Genomic DNA, 23291 nt, shown 5'->3' with positions numbered 1-23291 from the left:
AGTATGACAAAAAAGAAAGAACAGTCTCAAACCGTCAGAGCCTGTTCTTTTTTTGATGGTAAACAGGCGCAGAAGCAACGTTGTCTTCTGCGCCTGGCTTTATCATCTTATTTCTTTCTGTTAGTTGTTGATCAGCTTGTCATCTTCAGCCCAGCTGTAAAGTTTCCTCAGTTCAGCTCCTACGACTTCAGATTCATGCTGAGCGCCTTTTGCTCTCATAGCATGGAAGTGAGGTGCCCCAATCTTGTTTTCCAGCAGCCAGTCTTTTGCAAATGTTCCATCCTGGATATCTGCAAGAATCTTCTTCATCGCTTTCTTTGTATCTTCTGTGATAATCTTCGGTCCTGTAATGTAATCGCCATATTCCGCTGTGTTGGAGATAGAGTATCTCATTCCTGCAAATCCGCTCTGGTAGATCAGATCAACGATAAGTTTCATTTCATGGATACATTCAAAGTATGCATTTTCTGCCGGATATCCTGCTTCCACCAAAGTCTCAAATCCAGCCTGCATAAGGGCAGATACACCACCACAGAGAACTGCCTGTTCTCCGAAGAGGTCTGTCTCTGTCTCGATCTGGAATGTACTTGTAAGAAGACCTGCTCTCGCACATCCGATGGCAGCACCGTATGCCAAAGCGAGATCAAGCGCTTTGCCTGTGGCATCCTGTTCTACACATACAAGAGCCGGAACGCCTTGTCCGTCCACATATGTACTTCTTACTGTGTGGCCCGGAGCTTTCGGTGCGATCATGGCAACATCCACATTTGCCGGAGGTTTAATCTGTCCGAAATGTACGGCAAAGCCATGCGCAAACATGAGCATCTTGCCTTCTTCCAAATTTGGCTCGATATCTTTTTTATACATATCAGCCTGCAGTTCATCGTTGATCAGGATCATGATGATATCAGCCCATTTTGCAGCTTCCTGATTTGTCATGACTTTGACGCCCTGTGCTTCTGCTTTGGCTTTTGATTTACTTCCTTCATAAAGGCCGACAGCCACATCACATCCGGATTCCTGCAGGTTTAATGCATGTGCATGCCCCTGGCTTCCGTATCCGATCACAGCGATCTTTTTTCCTTCCAGCAAAGATAAATTGCAGTCTTCCTGATAGTAGATTTTTGGTTTGTTCATTTCTAATCTCCTCCTGATTTCTGAAATTATATTCGTCAAAGGGCTTCCCCTTCAGCTTTGCTGCATATTACAGTCTACAGTCCTTCATACTCTGCTTTCTTCCTCATGATCTCATCAGCGTCCGTCACATCCTGGCTTCCTCTGGAGAGTCCGGTAATTCCGGTCCTTGCAAGTTCCAGGATCTCATACCCATCCAGAAGATTCAAAAATGCTTCGATCTTTGACTGAGCCCCGGTAAGCTCGATGATGAGGGATTCCTTCTCCACATCGATAATCTTAGCACGGAAAACGTCCGCTGTAGCGATGATTCCCGGACGCATCGCCGCATCCGCTTTGATCTTTACGAGAATCAGCTCTCTGTATACCGATTCCTCATCTTTCAGAAGCTTGATTTCGATCACATCCTCCAGCTTTCTTACCTGCTTCTCAATCTGTGAAAGAATCATTTCATCTCCGCTTGCCACAACCGTAATTCTTGTAAAACGGTCATCCGCCGTGACACCCGCCGTGATACTGTCAATACTGTACCCACGTCTGCTGAACAGCCCGGCGATCCGGCTCAATACACCCGGTGTATTATCCACCAGCAAAGAATAAACCTGTTTCCTCATAAACTTACCTCCACTTTCATTTTCAAAAACAGAGTGCGTTCTGTTTTTTTATTGTAACAACGAATCACACTTTTGTCAAGTAAAGAAATAAAGAAAAAACAAACTTTTCTTTTATTTTTCTTCTTTCTGTCTCTCTATTTTCTCCGCCAGGTCATTCAGGTAGACCCAGCGCTCCATTTTTTCTTCCAGTGCCTGCTCTGCCTTTTCTTTCTCTTCGGAAAGCTCGGACAGACGGAGGGAATTGGTGGCATTTGCCATCATATCCTGATCGATCTGCTGGATTTTTTTTTCGAGATTGGCGATGTCTCCATCGATCGTCTCGTACTCTTTTTGCTCTTTGAATGTAAATTTCAGCTTGGCCGGGCGATTCTGTTTCCACGTTTTTACACTGTCTTTCTTTTCTTTTTGTCCTTGTTTTTCTCCTTCCTTTTCAGCCTCGGCCTTCCAGGTGCTTCTCTTTTCCCTGGCTTCCAGATAGTCGGTATACCCTCCTTCGTACTGAACAAGATGCCCTCCATCTCCAATCTCAAAAATACGGTCCGCGATATTGTCCAGAAAATACCGGTCGTGGGACACGGCGATGACAATGCCGGAAAATGAATTCAGGTAGTCTTCCAGAATTGTGAGGGTCGGTATATCCAGATCGTTGGATGGTTCATCGAGGAGGAGGACATTGACCTGACGTATCAGGATGCTCAAAAGATAAAGCCTTCTTTTCTCCCCTCCTGACAGCTTCGACACCGGTGTGTACTGCATCTCCGGCGTAAATAAAAACCGTTCCAACATCTGGGAGGCACTGATTCTGCCTTCTTTTGTCTGGACGTACTCTCCGATATCCCGTATGTAATCGATCACTCTTTTGTCTTCATCCATATCTGGAACTTCCTGGGCAAAATATCCGATTTTTATCGTTTCCCCAATATCCACTTCTCCGCTGTCAGGTGCTATCTCCCCTGCGATCATCCGAAGGAGGGTAGATTTGCCGCATCCGTTCGGACCGATAATCCCCAGACGCTGATTTCTAAGAACGATATAATCAAAATCGTTTATGACTGTTCTGTCCCCGTAACTTTTTGTGATATGCTTCAGCTCAATCGTCTTCTTTCCCATCCTCGTCTCTGCCGCATCCATCTCCACCGCCTGATCTGCCAGTGGAGCTCTGCCGTTCTTCAAAGCCTCCAGCCTGTCAAGCCTTGCCCTCTGTTTGGTAGTTCTGGCACGGCATCCTCTTTTTGCCCACTCCATTTCCATACGAAGGATACTCTGGCGTTTCCGTTCTGAGGCAAGCTCTCTTTCTTCACGCTCCGCCTTGAGCTCCAGGAATCGTGAATAGTTGGCCTCATAGCTGTAAAACTGCCCCCGGCTGATCTCCAAGATGCGGTTTGACACTTTATCGAGAAAATAGCGGTCATGTGTAACCATGAGTATAACCCCTCTGTAATTTTTCAAATAGTTTTCCAGCCACACGATCATCTCATCATCCAGATGGTTCGTCGGTTCGTCCAGAAGAAGCAGATCGAAATCTTCCGCAAGCACTTTGGCAAGGGCTGCCCTTCTTCTCTGTCCTCCGGATAAAGTTTTCATCTTTGCCTGAAAATCCATGATCCCAAGGCGAGTCAGATTGCTCTGCACGATCCAGGCATCTTCCTTCCCATCGGAGGCATAGGTAAGCACGGTATCCTCCGGTTCAAATACCGGGCTCTGGGAAAGGTAGGCGATCTTCAGTCCATTCTGCCTTACGATCTGTCCTCCATCCGGCTCTTCTTCCCCTGCGATCATCCGAAGGAGCGTAGATTTTCCTGTCCCGTTGATGCCGATGATCCCGACCTTGTCTCCTTCCTGCACCCCAAAAGACGCATCATCAAAAATCATTTTATCTCCAAATAGTTTGCTGATATGTTCCAAGTTCAAGATATTCATGTTACTACTCCTCGTCTGTATTGCTTTTTCCAAAAGAAGAAGGCACTGATTTGACAGTGCCTTCCTCCACTTACTTTTTTAGTATCCCAATTCAGGCAGGATATTCCTTGGCTCATCGTAGATGACCAGATCCGCCTTGTCGTCCATCAAGGTTGGTTTGGTATGTATGACAACAATCCTGCTGCCCTCAAAACAACGGACGTAATTGTGAAAAACTTCCGAACTCAGCGACGTCCCAAGCAAAAGAAGCACGTCACACTTTTCGATCTCTTCCAGCGTCCGCGAGAGTTTATCACTGTCCAGCATCTCTCCGAAAAACGAAACTCCCGGCCGTACTACTCCGTGACAGTCTTCACAATACGGAATCTTCGGCGCATTCTTGATATATTCCAACGAATATTCTTTATGGCACCGCATGCATTTATTTCTGTAAATGCTGCCATGCAGATCGATGACATTTCTGCATCCGCCCCGCTCGCTCAGTTCATAGATATTGCTTGTTATAATGCATTTAAGCTTTCCTGCTTTTTCCATAGCTGCCAGGGTTTTCACGGATTCCGTCGGTTCAAGTTCTACAAGGATCTCATTTTTATAAAACTCGAAAAACATTTCTGTCCTCGTATTAAAAAATGCATCCGTGTACAGATATTCCGGTGATCTTCCGTATTTTTCTTCAATCTCATACGCCGCATTCTGATCCTTCAAAGAGTGGAAGCCACATTCTTCCAACATTCCGGAACCACAAAGAACAACCACATACTGCCCTTGATCCACAATTTCTTTCAAAATATCCAGTTTGCTCTTCTCCTGCATGGAACCCCTCCCTTTCAGCCATGCGGGCCATCCGTATGTCCGATGACCTTTTTATTTATTATACTATATGGATTTATGCGATACAAGCTGGATTTCCTCTTTTGTCTCTGTTTTCACATACGATACAAAAAAGGACAGCCAAAGCCATCCTTGTTCTTTGTGTCAACAGTAAATCCTGTGTTTTCCCATTTACGCAAGATATTCACTCAGCTCGTTGACTTCTGTATCATCTGCATCGTGCATGATCATCTTGATTGGTTTGGAAAGATCCAGGCTCAGGATTCCAAGGAACGATTTCCCGTCGATCGTCATTCTTCCCTGAATCAGATCAAAGTCTCCGTCCATACGTCTTAAGATGCTGTTCAATCCTTTGGCCTTTTCCATAGAATTGATACTTACATATACTTCTCTCATCGCTTTTCTCCTGTGAATCTATTAATATATTCTGTCCCGCACATCGTGCAGCCATGTTATTATACCCTTTTCCTGTGGTTTTTTAAAGCCATTTTTTATCTTTTTTGCACATTATGGGATCCAAATCTTTTTCAGGATCTCCACCGCTTCCACAATCTTTTTTTCCTCCAGATTTGCATATCCTAAAATCACAGATGCTTTCCCTCTTTTCTGCTCTCTGGCATCGTAAGATGACAGCCCGCAGACTCGGATCCCCTGCTCTTTAGCCTGTCTGATCAGTTCCTCCTCAGTTCGTCCGTCGTCAAATGTCAGAAGGAGATGAACTCCTGCATTTTCCCCGGAGATCCTGCAGATCCGTGAAAAAGGTTTCAGACATCCGAGGAGTATATCGTGTCTGCTTTTATAAATAGCGCGCATCCGGTTCAAATGTCTTTCGTAATGTCCGTCTTCTATAAATTTCTGAAGAATCATCTGATCCACACGGGACACTGTTGGATTGATAAACCGGCACGTTTCTCGATAAACTTCCAAAAGCGGCAGCGGCAAAACCATATAGCTCATCCTTATGGCAGGGGCAATGGATTTTGAGAACGTTCCAAGGTAGATGACCTTCTCCTCCATATCAAATCCTTTCAGCGCCGGGATTGGTTTTCCTTTATACCTGAATTCGCTGTCATAGTCATCCTCGATGATAAAGCGCCCTTCTTTCTCTTTTGCCCAGGAAAGCAGTTCCATCCTCCGCCGGATCGGCATGACGATTCCCAGTGGATACTGATGAGAAGGCATAACGTAGGCAATATCCGCATCCATCTTCCGAAGCTTTTCCACTTCCATCCCGCTTTTGTCCATGTCTACTGTACATACAGGATAGCCGAGTCTCCCAAAGAGACGGTAAGCCTGTTTGTATGTGGGATTTTCAAAAGCTGCTTTATGCCCATTTCCAAGAATAGCGTGGAGAAGAAACAGCATATAATCGTTTCCAGCCCCCACAATGATCTGTTCAGGAGTACAGTTGACGCCTCGCGCCTGATGCAGGTAAGCCGCGATCACATTTCGGAGTCCATATTCTCCCTGTGGATCTCCAAGCCGGAATAATTCCGCCCTGTCTTCGCACAGCACATCTTTGGAAAGCTTTCTCCAGACATGATAAGGAAATTTCTTGAGATCGACCCCGTTGGGAGAAAAGTCATACATGCATGTCTCCTTTTTCTCCCCGCCTTCCCTTCGAGGCTCCCGAATCGCCTGAATCTGGTAGAGATCTTCCACTTCCATAACAAAAAATCCTTTGTACGGAACGGACTCGATATAGCCTTCCGACAAAAGCTGCTCGTAGGCAAGCTCCACTGTACTTCTGCTGACTTCCAGGTATCTTGCAAGAGAACGGGTGGAAGGGAGTTTTTCCCTTGCGGGGATCTGTCCTCTCTGAATGTCATTCTTGATATAGTTATAAATCTGTTCATACAAAGGAGCCCCGGAACGGGACTCCAGATGAATGGTCAATTCGTTCATGATTCTTTCTATTTTGGCAGTTTAAAAGAACTTTTCAGTGATACGATACGGTTGAACACAAGAGCGTCCGGCCTGGAATCTCTTGCATCCACACAGAAATATCCCTGGCGTACAAACTGGAAGCTGTCGTATGCTTTCGCACCCTGGAAATTCGGTTCCACAAAACATTTTCTCGTCTGCAGGGAATTCGGATTCAGATTTAATGAACCGTCTTCTTTATTGTATACGCCTTTTTCCTCGTCTATGAGATTCTCATAAAGCCGCACTTTGGCTTCCACAGCGTACGGAGCCGGTACCCAGTGAATCGTTCCTTTTACTTTTCGTCCGGTAAATCCGCTTCCGCACTTTGTCTCCGGATCATATGTGCAGTGTACGACTGTCACATTTCCGTCTTCATCTTTTTCACATCCTGTACAGGTCACAAAATATGCGTTCATGAGACGGACTTCATTTCCCGGGAAAAGACGGAAATACTTTTTCGGAGGTTCTTCCATAAAGTCTTCCCTCTCGATATAGAGTTCCCTGCAGAATGGGACCTTCCTTTTTCCCAGCTCCGGATTCTCCAGATTGTTGTCCGCTTCCAGATATTCCACTTCCCCTTCCGGATAATTGTCGATGACCAGTTTGACCGGATCGAGCACTGCCATCATACGTGGTCTTTTCAGCTTGAGGTCTTCGCGGATACAGTATTCAAGCATCGCGTAATCCACAGAGCTCTGGGCCTTGGAAACCCCGCACAAATCCACGAACATCTTGATGGATTCCGGTGTGAATCCCCTCCTTCTGAGAGCTGCGATAGATACAAGACGCGGATCATCCCATCCGTCTACGATGCCTTCTTCCACCAGCTTTTTGATATACCGCTTGCCAGTCACAACATTTGTAAGGTAAAGTTTTGCAAACTCGATCTGTCTCGGCCCATGGTCAAACTCACACTCTCTGACAACCCAGTCATACAGCGGGCGGTGATCTTCAAATTCCAGCGTACAGATGGAGTGCGTGATCTTCTCCACGGCATCTTCGATCGGATGTGCAAAATCGTACATCGGGTAGATGCACCATTTGTCTCCTGTATTGTGATGTGTCATATGTGCCACACGGTACAGGATCGGGTCCCTCATATTGATGTTCGGGGAAGCCATATCGATCTTGGCCCGGAGTACTTTCTCTCCGTCTTTGTACACTCCGTTTTTCATATTTTCAAACAGTTCCAGATTTTCCTCCACAGAACGGTTCCTGTACGGACTTTCTTTTCCCGGCTCTGTGAGTGTCCCTCTGTATTCTCTGATCTCATCCGGCGTCAAGTCACAGACATACGCTTTTCCCTTCTTGATAAGCTTTACAGCACATTCATACATCTGTTCGAAATAATCGGAAGCAAAGTATAAATGATCTTCCCAGTCTGCTCCAAGCCACTTGATATCTTCTTTGATAGATTCCACGAATTCCATTCTCTCTTTTGTCGGATTTGTATCATCAAAACGCATATGGAATTCGCCATTGTATTTCTTTGCAAGTCCATAATTCAGGAGAATGGATTTCGCATGGCCGATGTGCAGGTACCCATTTGGCTCCGGCGGAAACCTCGTGCACACATGGTCATAAACTCCTTCCCTGAGATCTTTGTCTATTTCCTGTTCAATAAAATTTTTGGATTCCGTTGTCTCCATAAAGCCCTCCTCTAGGATTTATTTTTCATAGCTGTTTGCGCAATTTCGTAATTTTTATCTTACCATAAAAAAGATATAAGGACAAGCAAAAAAGAAGGGATACAGCCCACGCACCTATCACAACAAACCCATAACGCACAAGCTCTCTTTGTAAACACGTTCTGAAAAGCTGATATATTTTTTGATCTCCCCACACATTTTCGCTAAAAAACATCCGGACTTCATCTGCATAAAATTTCACATCCAGAATTTGTTGAGGTGGGAGAAATTTTGCAAATAAGATTGCAGCGACAAAAGGAGGCGAAAAGTATAACATGCTTCATACCTGTATATGAATGACAAAGAATCACTCACGAACATAGCCTTTATCTGTTAATGCACTACAAAGTCCGTATAACTTAGATTAATAGATACCCCTGTTCTGCCATGTCCATCATTTACTATTGCGTAGGATGAGGATGAATTACTATTATATCCATATCCAGTTACCCAATGTGCACCATAGTTAGATGCTTTTGAAATATGCTGTCTACCCAGACTAACAAACCGGCAGCCATCAACATCTGTGAGAACAGCAGGACAGCAGGAATTTCCTCTTTTTATCTTGACATCTCACGATTTTCAAGATACAATATATAGGCATGTTGATGTGCTGCCTTGGCTCAGTCGGTAGAGCGTCGCCTTGGTAAGGCGGAGGTCGGGGGTTCAAGTCCCCTAGGCAGCTTTGATCGGAACCTTTGATTATCAAAGGTTCTTTTTTTATTCTTACATAGACGTCTATTCTTCTCCGCGAATGCATATCCTATATCTATTGAATGCATCCTGTTCTTCAGGTAGAGGGAGGTCATATGAAAAACGTAAAGTTTTACTCGGTTCTTGGATTTTTGTTCGTATCTGCTGCTGGTTCCATCTGGCATTTTGTCTACGGATGGTCCGGGAGCAATCCGATTGTCGCCCTTTTCTTCCCGATCAACGAATCAACGTGGGAACATATGAAACTGCTCTTTTTTCCCATGCTTCTCTACTCCCTTTTTTGGTCTTGGAAGTATAGGAAGGTCAAACGCGATCTGCTCCCGATACTATGTGTCGGAATCCTTGGCGGGACTTTTGCTATTCCGGTTCTTTTCTACACTTACACGGGTATTCTGGGATTTCACACGCTTTTTCTGGATATCAGTGTTTTTATCCTTTCTGTCGGTTTCGCATTTTTCCTGTCATACCGGCTTATCGAAAATCATCGAAAAATCGGAAAGGCTTCTGTCATTTTTGTTGTTCTTCTTGCCATCTTTTTTGCCCTCTTTACGTATTTTCCGCCTGATATCCCTCTCTTTCAAAATCCGCCGGTTTCCTGATGCCTTCTCCATACGCCTTTATACAAACACAACACAAAAAACGCTTTTCCCAGACAGCGCATTTCTGTCCGGAAAAAGCGTTTTTCTGTTTTGTCTATGACAGTTCCAGTTTTCCTGTGTAAAGCTGATAGTATGTTCCTTTCTGAGCGATAAGATCTTTGTGGTCGCCTCGTTCGATGATGCGTCCATGTTCCAGCACCATGATGGCGTCGCTGTTTCGGATTGTTGACAGTCTGTGTGCGATAACAAAGACTGTACGTCCTTTCATCAAGTTATCCATACCTTGCTGTACGATACTTTCCGTACGGGTATCGATGCTGGATGTCGCTTCATCCAGGATAAGCACCGGCGGATTGGCAACCGCAGCCCTCGCTATGGCAAGAAGCTGTCTCTGTCCCTGGGAGAGTTCTTCCCCGTCTCCGCTCAGTCTCGTATTATATCCATCCGGCAGCATTCTGATAAACTGGTCTGCATGTGCAAGCCGTGCTGCTTCGTATACTTCTTCGTCTGTGGCATCAAGCTTACCGTATCGGATATTTTCCATGATCGTTCCCGTAAACAGGTGGGTATCCTGAAGAACGATGCCAAGAGACCGTCTCAGGTCTGCCTTTTTGATCTTATTGATATTTATGCCATCGTACCGGATCTTTCCGTCCTGCACGTCGTAGAAACGGTTGATCAGGTTGGTAATGGTTGTTTTTCCCGCACCTGTCGATCCGACGAAAGCCAGCTTCTGTCCCGGCTTTGCATAAAGTGTCACGTCGTGGAGTACCATCTTTTCATCCGTATATCCAAATGTCATATCAAAGAAACGGACATCTCCTTTTAATTCCGTGTAGGTCACTGTACCTTCCGCCTTGTGCGGATGTTTCCATGCCCACATACCGGTTCTTTCTTTGCACTCTACAATGTTGCCGTCCTCGTCTCTTCGCGCATTGACAAGGGTTACATAACCTTCATCCACTTCCGGCTCCTCATCGATCATATTGAAGATCCGTTCTGCACCTGCAAGTGCCATGACAATGGAGTTGAACTGCTGTGCCACCTGCATAAACGGCTGGGTAAAGCTTTTTGTAAACTGGAGATAGGACGCCATGACGCCGAGCGTGATTCCGCCTACTCCTGCCACGGAGAGAAAGCCTCCGAGTACTGCTGTGAGTACAAACTGCAGGTTCCCGATATTTCCGATGATCGGTCCCATCATGTTTGCAAATGTATTCGCATTGGCTGCGCTGTCGTAGAGCTGTTCGTTCAGCCTGTCAAACTCTTCTTCCGATACCCGTTCATGGTTGAACACTTTGATGACTCTCTGCCCATTCATTCTCTCCTCCACAAACCCGGTCACATCAGCGAGGGCGATCTGCTGTCTTAAGAAATATTTTCCGCTGTTTCCGCCAATCTTCTTTGTCACAAAGATCAGCACGAATATCATCACGACAGCCAGAATTGTGAGAAGCGGACTTAGTGCTACCATAGATATGAACGTCACAACAATCGTGATAGAGGACATCAATACCTGCGGGATGGACTGGTTGATCATCTGTCGCAGAGTGTCGGTGTCGTTGGTGTAAAGACTCATGATAGAGCCGTTTGTGTTCTGGTCAAAATACCGGATCGGCAGTTTCTGCATATGTTCAAACATATCGTCCCGGACTTCTTTTAACACTCCCTGGCCAATATAAACCATCAGTCTTGTGTAGATGAAAGATGCCAGGATTCCCATCAGGAAGATGGTTCCAAGTACGGTCAGCGCCATGTAAAGTTCTGAAAAATCCGGCGTCTTTTTCCCGATCAGCGGAATGATATAATCATCCAGCAGGAATTTCAGGGACAAAGACACTGATATCGATGCTATGGAGCTGATGATAATGCAGATGAACACAGCGATAAACTGCAGCTTAAAACGTCTTGTCACGTATCCAAGAAGTCGTTTTCCGGTCTTAATCGTATTTCTTGAGACCCTTACTTTATCGTCTTTCTTATTCATTGTCTGCACCTCCCTTAACCTGTGATTCGTAAACTTCCCGATAAATCTTATTTGTCTTTAAAAGTTCTTCGGATGTGCCGATTCCATCAATGCGGCCGTCTTCCATGACGATGATCACATCGGCATCCTCCACAGATGAAACTCTCTGGGCGATAATGATCTTGGTCGTATCCGGAATTTCTTCCCGGAATGCCTTTCGGATCAGAGCGTCTGTCTTTGTGTCAACTGCACTTGTAGAATCGTCGAGGATCAGGATTTTGGGTTTCTTCAGAAGTGCGCGGGCAATACAAAGACGCTGTCTCTGCCCTCCGGAGACATTGTTTCCTCCCTGCACGATCATCGTGTTGTACTTGGCTGGAAATTCCTGTACAAACCCGTCTGCCTGGGCAAGCTTACATACTCTCTGCACTTCTTCGTCGCTGGCATTTTCATCTCCCCAGCGGATATTTTCGTAAATTGTCCCTGAGAAGAGCACGTTTTTCTGAAGCACCATGGACACCTGGTCACGGAGTGCTTCCAGATTGTATTCCCTTACATCGATCCCTCCGACTTTTACAGATCCTTTCGTCACATCGTAAAGCCTAGGAATAAGCTGGACAAACGTGGATTTTGCACTTCCTGTACCGCCGATGATCCCCACAGTCTGCCCTGATTTGATATGGATATTGACATCTTTCAGAGAAAGATTTCCACCTTCTCCTGCATAGCTGAAGTCCACATGTTCGAAATCGATGCTTCCATCCGGGATTTCTTTGACTGCGTCTTCTTTGTCCTGCATCTCCGGAACTTCATCCAGGACTTCCACAATACGGTCACTGGATGCCTCCGCGATCATGATCATGACAAACACAAAAGACACCATCATCAGTGAACTTAAGATCTGGATGGCATAGACGATGACACTTGTGAGTTCCCCGGTTTCCATCGTCTGGAATACGATGCTGCGTCCGCCGATCAGTACCATGATAAGGATGACGGAATACATGAAAAACTGCATGGTCGGGGAATTCCACGCAACGATTTTCTCCGCTTTCGTAAAGAGATCATAGACCGTTTGAGAAATCTTGTGGAATTTCTCGATTTCATGGTCTTCCCTCACGTACGCTTTTACAACACGTGCGGCATTGACGTTTTCCTGAACGCCGTTATTCAGTATGTCATACTCGTCGAATACTTTGATAAAGTGCGGATGTGCTTTCTTCGCAATAAAGATCAGCACTCCTCCAAGAAGCGGAATGACGATAAGGAACAAGAGGGCGATCTGTCTGCTGATCGTCAGCGTCATAATGAGCGACAATACGATCATGATCGGAGCTCTTGCCAAAAGACGGATACTCATCATGTATGCCATCTGCACGTTGGTAATATCTGTTGTCATTCTCGTAACAAGGCTGGATGTGGAGAAATGGTCGATGTTTTTGAAAGAAAATTCCTGAACCTTGTAAAAAATATCATGTCTTAAATTCTTCGCATAACCTGCTCCTGCTCTGGCTGCATAATTTCCTGCCTTTGCGCCGAATATCAGGGCCAACATTGCCATGACAACAAGGATAATGCCCATTTTGACAATATATCCCAAATCGCCTTTGGCAATGCCGATATCGATGATCTTCGCCATCTGAAGAGGGATCAGCACTTCCATGAACACCTCCAGAATGACGAAAATCGGCGCCAGAACAGATTCTCTTTTATACTCTCGAATCGATTTAAAAAGTTTCCTGTTCATGTCTACCTCCCAAATTTTGATTTTCCTGTCTCTTTTCCGACAGATTTTCAAGCATTTGCCTCATCACATTCAGGCATACCTCAAAATTTTCTTTTGGTATCCCTTCCTTTAATTTTGCTTCTGTCTGCTTGATATTTGTCAGAATCTCCATGCGGATTTTCTCCGCTTTGGCAGTGGGAAGGATCCGCTTCAGACGCGCATCTTTCTCCACACTCTGCCTGTAAATAAAGCCATTTTTCTCCATCAGCTGGAGGATCCCGCTTGCTGTGGATCTCCGTATTTTGAATTCTTTTTCGATATCTTTCTGATAAATGTCTCTTACCATTGTCTCAAACAAAATGTATGTCAGGACATGTTTCTGCATCGGCGTCAGCCCGGTGCCGGTCTCCGGCATCGCACTGCGGCGTTTCAGCTGATGGGAAAGCATATGGATCAATCTTCCGGCATGATTTTGCCGCGTTTTCTCAAATTCTTCATCCATTTCTCCGCTCCTTTTTTATTTGTTCGCTTCCTAACAATAGGATTATAACGGGTATGAATTGATGTGTCAAGTATTTTTCTTTTTTTAAAGGCGGAGTTGGCAATTCCTTAAGGAAATAAGGAATTGCCAGCTCCGCCCGCATCTTCTTTTGCTCTTTATAAAAATTGACAGTTTTATTTTTTACAGAGCCTGATGACTCTTCTTTCTTGTCGTATCCCTCTCGACAAGTTTTACATCAAAAATGTTCTCCTGCTGGAACTCTCCTCCTTCCACATGCCGGATGATAATTCCTGCCGCCATAAATCCCATCTCCCGGATTGGCTGAGACACCGTGGTTATCTCCGGCGTGCACAGGCTGCTGAACCGTATGTCATCAAATCCGATCAGCTGTATTTCTTCGGGTATACGCCTCCCAACACCGGTCAGCACCTTATAGACAGAAATCGCTACCATATCATTGCAGGCGATAATCCCATCTGCCTTTGGAAATTTCCGAAGTATTTCTTTTGCAGCGCGTCTGCCGGCCTCATAATCATATGTACAGTCCACACACTGCTCTTTGATTCCATATTTTCTGCAGGTATCAAGGTATCCTTGATATCGCTGCTTACCGCTTGAATACGCCTGAGGCCCCCGAAGACATACAATGTTTTTACACCCGCACTTTATCAGATGCTCTGCTGCCAGGCAGCCTCCTTTATAGTGATTCGCCTCGATAAAAGCGGTACCGCTCACACCTGTCAGCTTACGATCCACAACAACCACCGGAAGCTGACAGTCTTTCAGCACACGGCTTGTGCTGTCGCAGTTTGTTGTAATGATAATACCTTCTGCACGCATCTGAACAAGCATCTGGATATTCATCATCTCTTTTTTCGGATCATCATCTGAATTGCAGAGCAGCATTTTGTACCCTGCGTGGTAAGTCTGTTCTTCCACCGCTTTGGCCAGCTCACTGAAAAAAGGGTTTTCAATATCCGGTACGATAACGCCAATGATTTTTGATGATTTTTGGTACAGAGCCCGTGCCAGCTCATTTGGCATAAATCCTGTCTGACGGATTGCTTCCAGCACTCTTCGGCGCTTCTCCTCATCCACATTTGCCGTTCCATTCATTACTCTGGATACAGTTGCGGGGGACACCCCTGCTATTTTTGCTACTTCTCTTATACTGGTCATGTATGTATCCTTACTCCTTCCGGTCTTGAAAACTGTTTCATGTTTCATTATATTTTTCTCCATGCTTTCTGTCAACCCGGGGTAAGCCAATACCCCGGCGGTGTATCGCCAGGGTATTGCGTTATCTGTTTTCTATTTTGTGATCAGTTCCACTTCTACAGGGATTTCCTTTTCCACCGTCTCGCCGTTGATCAGCTTGATGGCTGTATCAACTGCTGTTTCTCCCATGAGGTCTGGTTTCTGAGCCACTGTAGCCGCCATTCGTCCTTCCTTGATCGCAGTAAGGGCATCGTCTGTAGCGTCGAATCCCACAACAACAATATCACGGTTTCCGATAGCTTCCACTGCTCCTAAAGCCATCTCGTCGTTATGTGCAAATACTCCTTTGATGTCTGAGTCTGCCTGAAGCATGTTTTCCATGACTGTCATTCCTTCAGATCGACTGAAGTTTGCTGTCTGACTGGACACGACATCCAGCTTTTCATCGGCAACAATGTGGAATCCTTCCCCTCTGTCGATGGTAGCGCTGGCGCCCGGCACACCTTCGATCTCAGCCGTTTTTGCTCCTTCTCCGACCAGGCTTACCATATACTCAGTGGCCATTCTTGCCCCTTCCACATTGTCCGATGCAATGGCACAGTCCACTTCTACTCCATTCACAACACGATCTACGGAGATAACTTTGATTCCTCTTGAAACTGCATCCTGCACAACAGGTGCAACTGCATCAGAGTCCACCGGGTTGACGATCAGAACGCTGATGTTCCTTGAGATCAAATCCTCGATGTCGCTTGTCTGTTTCGCCGCATCGTCTCCGGCGTCCACGACGATCAGTTCCACGCCTTCTTCTTCCGCCTTTGCTTCTGCCCCTTCACTCAATGTCACAAAGAACGGGTTATTCAAAGTTGAAACGGAAAATCCAATGTTTCCATTTCCGCCGCTTTCTCCTGCCGTAAGGCTCCCCTCTTCTCCATCGATGGTAATAGCATTACATCCTGTCATGGTAAATCCAACAAATGCAGCCAGCATCACTGCCGCTATCTTTTTGATCCACATAATATTCTCTCCTTTTCTTTAACGCTTTCTATCTGATAAAACTGCGATAAGAATAACAATACCTTTTACAACATCCTGATAATAGGAAGATACACCCAGAATATTCAGACCATTGTTGAGTACCGCAATGATCAGAACGCCCACAAACGTTCCCCAGATCCGGCCTCTTCCTCCGTTCATACTTGTCCCGCCAAGAGCTACCGACGCGATGGCATCCAGCTCATATCCGTCTCCAAGATTTGGCTGTGCAGAGCCAAGCCTGGAAAGAAGGATCAGTCCTGAAAGCGCTGCCATTGCACCAGAGATGGCATATACTGCCATCTTTGTCCTGTGAATGTTCACACCGGCAAGTCTGGCTGCCTGCGCATTGCTTCCTGTAGCGTACACTCTTCTTCCGAATGTCGTTTTTTCAAGGATAAACATGAAAAGAACGAAGATCAGGATAAAGAGGATAACAGGGATCGGAATGTGATAAAAATTTCCTTTTCCTACGACTTTCAATGTAAAGCTGTCTCCCAGATTGGAGATCGGCTTTCCATCCATGTAGATCATTGTCAGACCTCTGTATACTGTCATTGTAACGAGTGTGGCAATAAATGGCTGCAGTCTTCCTTTTGTCACAAGTATACCACTGATAAGACCAAGTCCTGTTCCTATGACAAGCGCCAGCAGCATGGCAGCTCCTACCGGCATCCCGTTTGCTATCAGTCCGGCACAGAGTGCTGTGGACAGCGCCAACACAGATCCCACAGAAAGATCAATACCGCCTGTCAGGATTACCGCCGTCATACCAAATGCGATCAGTCCGTTAATGGAAGACTGACGCAGCAGAGAAAGAAAGTTTCCAACCGTTCTGAATTCAGGGCTGATAACCCCGATTACGATGACTAGAAGAACCAGCGCGATCAAAGCGCCCATATCTTGTATTTTATTGATGGTTTTTTGCTTATTCATTTAAATTTCCTCCCGTTGCCAGAATCATAATGTTTTCCTGGTTTGCCTCTTCCTTACTTAAAACGCCTCTGACAAGACCTTCCCTCACAACCATGATGCGGTCTGCCATTCCAAGCACCTCCGGCAATTCGGATGACACCATGATGACAGCTACTCCCTTTGCGGCAAGGTCATTGATAATATGATAGATTTCCTTTTTCGCTCCAATGTCTACTCCCCTCGTAGGTTCGTCCAAAATCAGCACTTTTGGATCTGTATAGATCCATTTCGCAAATACGACTTTCTGCTGGTTTCCTCCGCTTAGATTATTGCTTTCGTGTTCCGGGCCAAAACATTTGATGTGCAGTTCTTCGATCCCTTTCTTTACAAGATCCTGTTCTTCTTTTTTGTTTATGACTCCGTGCCGGGAGATACGGCCGAGATTTGCAAGGGAAATATTTTTCCGGATGCTTTCTTCCAGCATCAGCCCTTCTGTCTTGCGGTCTTCTGTGATAAATCCAAGGCCGTTTCTCATGGCCTGCTCCGGACTGTGGTTTTGTATCTCTTTTCCGTACAGAGAGATCTTTCCTGTCACATGGGGCATATTTCCGAAGATCGCCTGCATGATCTCAGTTCTTCCGGCGCCCATCAGACCGGATACGCCGAGGACTTCTCCGGCGTGTACCTCGAAGGACACATTTTTAAATACTCCCGGGCAAGTCAGGTTTTCTACCTTAAGAGCAACTTCGCCAATCTTGACATTCCGGGATGGATACCGTTCGCCGATTTCCCGTCCGATCATCATTTTGACGACGTCGTTCATATCCGTGTCCGCTATACGCTTTGTATCAATGTAGGCTCCGTCCCTCAGGACTGTGATCCTGTCGCAAAGCTGGAAGATTTCCTCCATCCTGTGTGATATGTATACGATTGAAACTCCTTTTTTTCTCAATGAATTGATGACCTGAAAAAGTACCTCCGTCTCACTTTGCGTGAGTGCGGCTGTCGGCTCATCCATAATGATTACCTTGGCGTCTACCATCAGTGCCTTTGCGATCTCAATCATCTGCTGCTGTCCCACAGACAACTCGCTCATCTTCTGTTCCGGGGAGATTTTCACGCCCAGTCTGTCCAGGATTTTTTTTACTTCCGCGCGCATGGCTTTCTTATCACAAATCCCAAACCGATTTCGGATTTCTTTCCCCAAAAACATGTTTTCCTCCACTGTCAGATCAAAAAGGACATTCAGTTCCTGGTGAATAAATACAATTCCCGCTTTTTCCGCCTCCTGAGGGTTTTTGTAGCATACTTCCTGTCCGTCTACAATGACCTGACCTGCGTCTTTTGTGTACACGCCTGTCAGTATTTTCATCAAAGTGGATTTACCAGCTCCGTTTTCCCCCATCAATGCATGTATCTCGCCATGATCCAGCAGAAAACCAGCATTTTTTAAAACCGCATTTCCGCCAAACGATTTGTTAATGCCCCGCATTTCAATCTGCATGTCTCTCCCTCCTTTAAAATATACACCCCGACTGCAGGATGATATTTGCATACGGCGTCGTTTCCCCTGTGCGGATGACCGCCTTGCATTCTTTTGTCATCAGTTTCAAGTCACTGTGAGGCACGAATTCGATCCGATTACCCTCCAGTCCGTTTTCTTTCAGATACTCTGTGACTTCCTCCAGCAAGTCCTGGCTCTTTTCTTTGATCTCTTCTGCCAGAACAACTTTTTCAATTTTCATGTCATCCCCCACAGCCTTCAGAACTTCCATAAAAGATGGAAGGCCAAACTTGACAGCCAGGTCGATCCGCTCCGGACCTTCCGGCACAGGAAGACCACAGTCTCCGATACAGATCCGGTCCGTGTGTCCCATATAGGAAAGAACCGCTGAAATGTCACTATTTAATATTCCTTTTTTCTTCACCTTACTTCTCCTCCAGTTCTTTTTCCACTTCTTCTGCCAGCGGCATTCCGCTCTGTGCTCCGAATTTTTCTGTCGAAAGCCCTGCGGCTGTATTGGCATACAAAAGAGCCCGTTCGATATCGTCGCCCTGGCATATCCTTACCGAAAATGCACCATTTAATGTGTCACCTGCACCGGTCGTATCCACTACACTGCTCTTTCTTGCCGGCACGTGAAGAATCTGTCCGCTTTTCATACAGGTAACCACACCTTCTGATCCCTGAGTGATAACCAGTTTTTCCGGATACTTTTTCAGCATTTCCTCGGTTTTTGTCTCTTCTCCAAAAATCAGACGCGCTTCATGTTCATTTGGCGTAAGATAGCTGACCATTTCCACGATATCTGTCGGCACCTTCGCTGCAGGAGCCGGATTCAACACAGTAGGTATCCCTTTTTCATAGCACCATTTTATAAGATAATGCACTGTTTCCAGCGGAATTTCATGCTGAAAAACGACCATATCATATCCTTCCAGTTCCCTGCAGATGCTTTCTGCATATGTTTTGTCTGCTTTTCCGTTTGCTCCTGGGACAACAACGATCGTATTATCATTTTCCCCTACTGTGATCAAGGCAATCCCTGTCGGAACACCTTTCAGCACATGGATGTGGTCTGTCTTTACTCCGGACTCTTTCAGATTATCCAGAAGCTTTCTCCCATTATCGTCATCGCCCACACAGCCAAACATTTCTACTTCCGCCCCAAGTCTTGCCATGGCGACTGCCTGGTTCGCTCCTTTCCCTCCCGGAATCAAACGGACATTGTCCCCTCGCAGCGTCTCTCCTTTCAAAGGAATCCTCTCTGCCGTCACTGTCATATCCATGTTGATGCTTCCCACTACCGCAATTTTCATTCCCTTGTTCTCCTTTCTTTGTGAAACCGGTTTCAAATCATTTCCTAAATAAGGATCTCCATTTTGAGATCCTTGATCTTCTTTTTCAGTTTCTTCTTGAAACCGGTTTCAAATCCTGGTCATATTATAGTTCCGCCGTCTCTGTATGTCAATCCCCTTTGCACCTTTTCGTCATTAATACAAACTTTTCTTTTTCATTTTTGTGTATTTTTAACAAAAAGATGTACAAGGGTCAGCATGGAATCCCTTGTACATCTTATTGAAACTATCTTTTTTCTGCTACACTGGCATTCTTATCTTCTTTTTCTTCTATAAACAATCGTTGCTGCTATTACCAAAAGCGCTGCTATTCCACTATAGATCCATAAACTTGCCTGGGCAGTATCCCCGGTCTTGATTGCCTCTTCTTCTCCTTTGCTAGGATCGGAAGTTTTGTCTGTACCCTGAGGTTCGTTCGTATCCTGAGGTTTACTGGTGTCCTGAGGATCTTTTCCGGGATCCGTTTCCCCGGCTTTTTGGATTTCATAAGTTGTCCACCCACGCGCCAGAGGAAGATGATACGTAGTACCGTCCAGCACCACTTCCGTCGTGTCCTGCCCTTCAGGAGGAACCAATTCTGCCCTGACGTGGTATATGCCTGCTGCGGAAGGTGCCTGGGAAAGTTCTTTTCCAGGCTGTCCGTTTTCGTCTTCAAAATAAGTCATTCGGTAAGTCATTCCTGGCACTTCCTTACCAAGAACATAAGTGTGGAAATATGGCGCAAGATCGAATGCCGTGCCGTTTTCCACAAATTCTTCCTCATAAGCTCTGCTCAGAACAGGAGCATAGTCCCATCCATACCATGTGTAATAGAGCGCTTTTAGGAACTCTGTCCTCTGGGAATCCTTCTGCTGATCATCTGACGCACGATAGCCTTCTTCCTTTCCTGTGAAATAGTTCAGGAGTTCCATGGCTGCGTATTCCATCCCTGCCTCATCAGCTGTCGTATATACAGTGAAACGTTTGTTTGTGACTGTGGCGCCTTTTTTTACATTTTCATCGTTGATGAGAACGATCGTTGCTTTATAGTAGGAGGTCACTACATTATTTCCGATGTACATTGCCCCGTTTGTACTATAATCTGTCGGGACAACAGTTCCGTTTTCATCATATGTGAGTCGAAAATAAGTGTCTTTCTCCTCCGTTCCGATACCGGACTGTTCAGATACCGCTTCCACTGTATGATAGTTCATATAAGTATCTGCTTCTTTATATGGTTCTGTGTTCCTGAAATATCCGATGAATTCATTTGCCTTCTTTTCGAACGCATCCTGCTCTTCTGCCGTATAGCCTTCTCCTGTAAACACAATCGTCTTATTGTTGTAATACGGCATTGCTCCCGGATATTCTCCCGTATCATGATTGGAAACTGCCGTTGCTTTGAAAGAAATAGAGAAATCTCTGCTTGTCCTGCTGATCAGATTCCCTGTTTCTTTGTCGTAAGCTGACAATACAACCTGATAACGTCCTGGTTTGATCGGAGCTTCCTCACTGTCATAATCGTATGTGATCTCTGCCGCATACGGGATTGTTCCGGTATAATGGGCCTCTACCGTATATTCTCCATCGTAATCCAGCGTGTAATCAAGTTTGGCCGGTTTTCCGTCATACACTTTTGATTCCACTGTCAGATTAAACAAATCCTGTGGCTCGATGGTATACACAGCTGACTGTGTGCAGGCATCGTATGTATCATTTCCCGCAAAAGAAGCTTCTATCGTATATGTCCCCTGAGCGTACGGGATTCCTGAAACTACATTTCCTGCCTCATCTTTGTACACAAGAGAGAGTGCGTCTCCAAGCTGATCCCCGGTAATCTCATTGTCTCCTTTCCGGAGAATAAAGTACTGCCGCATATCCGTTCCCTGTCCCTCAGGCTGTTCATAGATCACATCTGCATATTGCTGATAGAACAGCTTCGTCACATTGGAATCCTGGCAAAATGTCTTTCGTATCTGTTCTTTACAGACTTCACAGAACGCATATTGTTTCCCCAGGAATCTCATCTTACAGTTTTCATGCGGTCGATACCATCCATCTCCTCCATTATCGTACTCGTACACTCCTACTCCATTTTTCCCGATAAATCTGCTCCACTTTACCTTTTCCGGATCGGACTCGGCCGTCATGTTTGCATATTCTCCCGCATAGCTTTCCCCTGCGAAATATTCATCTGCAAGCTTTGCTGTTGTATGTCCCAGCTCGTGGAGCATCATTTCCAATGACTCGCTGTTCAGAGAAGCGACACACGTATTTCCTCCGCTTCCTCCATAAGTTGTTGCGTTGACGATTACCACATTGTAATCTGCATTCGGAAGGTAAGCTTCCGTAAGTTCTTTTGCCCTCCTGGATCCCTCCTCACTGATAGTAAGCAGCCTCTGCATTCCGCCGGACCAATATGCAGAGCCGAAATATGTATCTCTCGTATCCGCATCTGCCTGCTCCTGGTTGATAGCCTTGTCCCCTTTTGCTCCTGATTCATTCGATACCACTCCAAGCGCATAGATCTTTATCGTATCTGTAAATTCATCCCACGGAGAGGTAGCCATGACATAGTCCGCTGTCTTTTGGGCTTCATCAAAAAATGTCTGCTGCTGATCTGCTGTAAATCCATCTCCCAGAATCAGCAATACAAACGCGTCTTCATCCTGCAAATCCGGATCTCCATACACCAAATGTGGATTCGGATCCGGAACTGCAGGATTTTGTGATTCGTTTCCTCCTGTTTCCTCCGCCTGGACATGAAGCAAAGGTGTCTGTGAAACTCCCGCTAATACTCCCAAAACAAGTGTCAGCATTACTGCAATTCCTTTCTTCACACTCCTTTTCATTCCGTTTTCCTCCTTCCTTATTTCTATTTTTATCGTATCACATAAAATCGGGCGATACAACATCTATATGGTCAAAGTGTCGAAACTCAACGGTTTTTACTTGTTTTTTTTGTTATTTTATACAAAAAAGACCCGCCTCCCTTCTCTTGGAAGGGCTGCAGGTCTTCCCACTTACTCATGCAGTCCGTATTATTCATCCAGCAGTTCTCCTGCTTTTGCTTTGATTCTCTGCAATGCGTTATCAATTGTCTTTGGACTTTTTCCAAGCAGGTTTGCGATCGTCTTGTAGTCTGTCCCAAGCAGATGCAGGCAGAGTACTCTATTTTCCAGATCACTTAGCTTGTCTTCCAGCTTTTTCATGAAAGAGTCTTCCTGCTCTTTTCCGATGAGCAGCTCTTCCGGGTTGTTATTGAGACTCAAATCCTGTCTTCCCAGCATCTCCGCCTCTTTTTCTTCAGTAATCTCCACATTGTCATAGAGGGAAACATAAGAATTCAGCGGGAGATGTTTCTTTCTCCGGGAAGCCCGGATGGCAGTATAAAGCTGACGGGTCACGCAGACCTGGGCAAATCCTGCAAATGTAGTCTCCATCTTTTCGTCGTAATCCTGCACCGCCTTGAACAGGCCGATCATCCCTTCCTGGATCAGGTCGTCACTGTCACCGCCCAGCAAATACATCGCTTTTGCCTTTTTCTTTACCATGGATTTGTACTTTTCCATGATAAAATCCATGATCTCACATTCGCCGCCGCGAAGTCTCCTGATCAGTTCTTCGTCTGTGATAGATCCGTAATCAGACATATCGGACATTCC

The 23291-nt window shown here is 45.6% G+C and carries 19 protein-coding genes and 1 tRNA gene; 2 read left to right on the top strand and 18 right to left on the bottom strand.

Translation table 11 applies throughout. The features are described 5' to 3' along the window. Positions 1–120 precede the first annotated feature (120 nt). The 7 genes from ilvC to ACLROL_RS00830 all read right to left on the bottom strand — a co-directional run bounded on the left by ilvC (position 121) and on the right by ACLROL_RS00830 (position 8074). Positions 121–1137: a ketol-acid reductoisomerase gene (ilvC, locus tag ACLROL_RS00860; RefSeq protein ID WP_087199028.1), complete on the bottom strand. Its 1017-nt coding sequence runs from the start codon at positions 1135–1137 to the stop codon at positions 121–123. Positions 1138–1211: 74 nt separating this feature from the next. Continuing rightward, a complete protein-coding gene (ilvN, locus tag ACLROL_RS00855; protein WP_087199026.1) occupies positions 1212–1748 on the bottom strand; it encodes an acetolactate synthase small subunit in 537 nt (178 codons plus the stop codon). Positions 1749–1859: 111 nt separating this feature from the next. Next, positions 1860–3668, bottom strand: coding sequence for an ABC-F family ATP-binding cassette domain-containing protein (locus ACLROL_RS00850; RefSeq protein WP_413067159.1), 1809 nt, complete (start codon positions 3666–3668; stop codon positions 1860–1862). 78 nt (positions 3669–3746) lie between these two features. Continuing rightward, positions 3747–4481 carry an SIR2 family NAD-dependent protein deacylase gene (locus ACLROL_RS00845; protein WP_221919645.1) on the bottom strand — a complete coding sequence of 245 codons (735 nt, stop codon included), beginning with the start codon at positions 4479–4481 and terminating at the stop codon, positions 3747–3749. A 189-nt stretch (positions 4482–4670) separates the two neighbouring features. Beyond that, entirely contained in the window at positions 4671–4895 is a 225-nt protein-coding gene (locus ACLROL_RS00840) for a hypothetical protein (protein WP_087199019.1), read from the bottom strand. 111 nt (positions 4896–5006) lie between these two features. Further along, positions 5007–6404: a PLP-dependent aminotransferase family protein gene (locus ACLROL_RS00835; RefSeq protein WP_087199017.1), complete on the bottom strand. Its 1398-nt coding sequence runs from the start codon at positions 6402–6404 to the stop codon at positions 5007–5009. Between the two features lie 8 nt (positions 6405–6412). Continuing rightward, positions 6413–8074: a glutamine--tRNA ligase/YqeY domain fusion protein gene (locus ACLROL_RS00830; RefSeq protein WP_087199015.1), complete on the bottom strand. Its 1662-nt coding sequence runs from the start codon at positions 8072–8074 to the stop codon at positions 6413–6415. A 651-nt stretch (positions 8075–8725) separates the two neighbouring features. Between ACLROL_RS00830 and ACLROL_RS00825 the strand changes: the two genes are divergently transcribed. Next, positions 8726–8798: transfer RNA gene (locus ACLROL_RS00825), tRNA-Thr, on the top strand. Positions 8799–8922: 124 nt separating this feature from the next. Then, on the top strand, positions 8923–9426 hold the full coding sequence (locus tag ACLROL_RS00820) for a DUF6512 family protein (RefSeq protein ID WP_087199011.1): 504 nt from the start codon (positions 8923–8925) through the stop codon (positions 9424–9426). Between the two features lie 94 nt (positions 9427–9520). Here ACLROL_RS00820 and ACLROL_RS00815 read toward each other — a convergent pair whose 3' ends face one another. From ACLROL_RS00815 to ACLROL_RS00765, 11 genes are all read right to left on the bottom strand, one after another. Next, positions 9521–11413 carry an ABC transporter ATP-binding protein gene (locus ACLROL_RS00815; protein WP_087199009.1) on the bottom strand — a complete coding sequence of 631 codons (1893 nt, stop codon included), beginning with the start codon at positions 11411–11413 and terminating at the stop codon, positions 9521–9523. After that, positions 11406–13139: an ABC transporter ATP-binding protein gene (locus ACLROL_RS00810; RefSeq protein WP_413067158.1), complete on the bottom strand. Its 1734-nt coding sequence runs from the start codon at positions 13137–13139 to the stop codon at positions 11406–11408. Before ACLROL_RS00810 ends, ACLROL_RS00815 begins: the two co-directional genes overlap by 8 nt. After that, positions 13120–13620 (bottom strand): MarR family winged helix-turn-helix transcriptional regulator, encoded by a 501-nt coding sequence (locus ACLROL_RS00805; RefSeq protein WP_087210435.1) that lies wholly within the window; start codon positions 13618–13620, stop codon positions 13120–13122. The genes ACLROL_RS00810 and ACLROL_RS00805 overlap by 20 nt, the downstream gene beginning before the upstream one ends. A gap of 180 nt (positions 13621–13800) precedes the next feature. Further along, a complete protein-coding gene (locus ACLROL_RS00800) occupies positions 13801–14799 on the bottom strand; it encodes a LacI family DNA-binding transcriptional regulator (RefSeq protein ID WP_413067157.1) in 999 nt (332 codons plus the stop codon). A gap of 132 nt (positions 14800–14931) precedes the next feature. Next, a complete protein-coding gene (locus ACLROL_RS00795; RefSeq protein WP_413067156.1) occupies positions 14932–15855 on the bottom strand; it encodes a substrate-binding domain-containing protein in 924 nt (307 codons plus the stop codon). An 18-nt stretch (positions 15856–15873) separates the two neighbouring features. Then, positions 15874–16809, bottom strand: coding sequence for an ABC transporter permease (locus ACLROL_RS00790; RefSeq protein ID WP_087199004.1), 936 nt, complete (start codon positions 16807–16809; stop codon positions 15874–15876). Next, entirely contained in the window at positions 16802–18292 is a 1491-nt protein-coding gene (locus tag ACLROL_RS00785; protein ID WP_221919652.1) for a sugar ABC transporter ATP-binding protein, read from the bottom strand. The genes ACLROL_RS00790 and ACLROL_RS00785 overlap by 8 nt, the downstream gene beginning before the upstream one ends. Before the next feature lie 13 nt (positions 18293–18305). Then, positions 18306–18716, bottom strand: a complete 411-nt coding sequence (gene rbsD, locus ACLROL_RS00780) for a D-ribose pyranase (RefSeq protein WP_087199002.1) — start codon at positions 18714–18716, stop codon at positions 18306–18308. Position 18717: 1 nt separating this feature from the next. After that, the gene (gene rbsK, locus ACLROL_RS00775; RefSeq protein WP_287447833.1) at positions 18718–19608 is read right to left on the bottom strand and encodes a ribokinase; all 891 of its coding nucleotides are present in this window, start codon (positions 19606–19608) and stop codon (positions 18718–18720) included. A 293-nt stretch (positions 19609–19901) separates the two neighbouring features. Continuing rightward, positions 19902–22478 (bottom strand): M64 family metallopeptidase, encoded by a 2577-nt coding sequence (locus ACLROL_RS00770; protein WP_413067155.1) that lies wholly within the window; start codon positions 22476–22478, stop codon positions 19902–19904. Between the two features lie 189 nt (positions 22479–22667). Then, positions 22668–23279, bottom strand: a complete 612-nt coding sequence (locus tag ACLROL_RS00765) for a sigma-70 family RNA polymerase sigma factor (protein WP_087198999.1) — start codon at positions 23277–23279, stop codon at positions 22668–22670. Positions 23280–23291 lie beyond the last annotated feature (12 nt).

Source organism: Sellimonas sp. (genome assembly GCF_047234585.1).
Lineage (GTDB): Bacteria > Bacillota > Clostridia > Lachnospirales > Lachnospiraceae > Sellimonas > Sellimonas caecigallum.
This window is presented reverse-complemented; position numbering and strand designations above follow the sequence as displayed.

Bases quoted from the DNA above. Each gene is read 5' to 3' on its own strand.
- ACLROL_RS00850 (WP_413067159.1), bottom strand. From the start codon at position 3,668: ATGAATATCTTGAACTTGGAACATATCAGCAAACTATTTGGAGATAAA.
- rbsK (WP_287447833.1), bottom strand. From the start codon at position 19,608: ATGAAAATTGCGGTAGTGGGAAGCATCAACATGGATATGACAGTGACG.
- ilvC (WP_087199028.1), bottom strand. From the start codon at position 1,137: ATGAACAAACCAAAAATCTACTATCAGGAAGACTGCAATTTATCTTTG.
- ilvN (WP_087199026.1), bottom strand. From the start codon at position 1,748: ATGAGGAAACAGGTTTATTCTTTGCTGGTGGATAATACACCGGGTGTA.
- ACLROL_RS00785 (WP_221919652.1), bottom strand. From the start codon at position 18,292: ATGCAGATTGAAATGCGGGGCATTAACAAATCGTTTGGCGGAAATGCG.
- ACLROL_RS00810 (WP_413067158.1), bottom strand. From the start codon at position 13,139: ATGAACAGGAAACTTTTTAAATCGATTCGAGAGTATAAAAGAGAATCT.
- ACLROL_RS00815 (WP_087199009.1), bottom strand. From the start codon at position 11,413: ATGAATAAGAAAGACGATAAAGTAAGGGTCTCAAGAAATACGATTAAG.
- ACLROL_RS00805 (WP_087210435.1), bottom strand. From the start codon at position 13,620: ATGGATGAAGAATTTGAGAAAACGCGGCAAAATCATGCCGGAAGATTG.
- ACLROL_RS00845 (WP_221919645.1), bottom strand. From the start codon at position 4,481: ATGCAGGAGAAGAGCAAACTGGATATTTTGAAAGAAATTGTGGATCAA.
- ACLROL_RS00790 (WP_087199004.1), bottom strand. From the start codon at position 16,809: ATGAATAAGCAAAAAACCATCAATAAAATACAAGATATGGGCGCTTTG.
- ACLROL_RS00840 (WP_087199019.1), bottom strand. From the start codon at position 4,895: ATGAGAGAAGTATATGTAAGTATCAATTCTATGGAAAAGGCCAAAGGA.
- ACLROL_RS00765 (WP_087198999.1), bottom strand. From the start codon at position 23,279: ATGTCTGATTACGGATCTATCACAGACGAAGAACTGATCAGGAGACTT.
- ACLROL_RS00795 (WP_413067156.1), bottom strand. From the start codon at position 15,855: ATGTGGATCAAAAAGATAGCGGCAGTGATGCTGGCTGCATTTGTTGGA.
- ACLROL_RS00770 (WP_413067155.1), bottom strand. From the start codon at position 22,478: ATGAAAAGGAGTGTGAAGAAAGGAATTGCAGTAATGCTGACACTTGTT.
- ACLROL_RS00820 (WP_087199011.1), top strand. From the start codon at position 8,923: ATGAAAAACGTAAAGTTTTACTCGGTTCTTGGATTTTTGTTCGTATCT.
- ACLROL_RS00830 (WP_087199015.1), bottom strand. From the start codon at position 8,074: ATGGAGACAACGGAATCCAAAAATTTTATTGAACAGGAAATAGACAAA.
- ACLROL_RS00800 (WP_413067157.1), bottom strand. From the start codon at position 14,799: ATGACCAGTATAAGAGAAGTAGCAAAAATAGCAGGGGTGTCCCCCGCA.
- ACLROL_RS00835 (WP_087199017.1), bottom strand. From the start codon at position 6,404: ATGAACGAATTGACCATTCATCTGGAGTCCCGTTCCGGGGCTCCTTTG.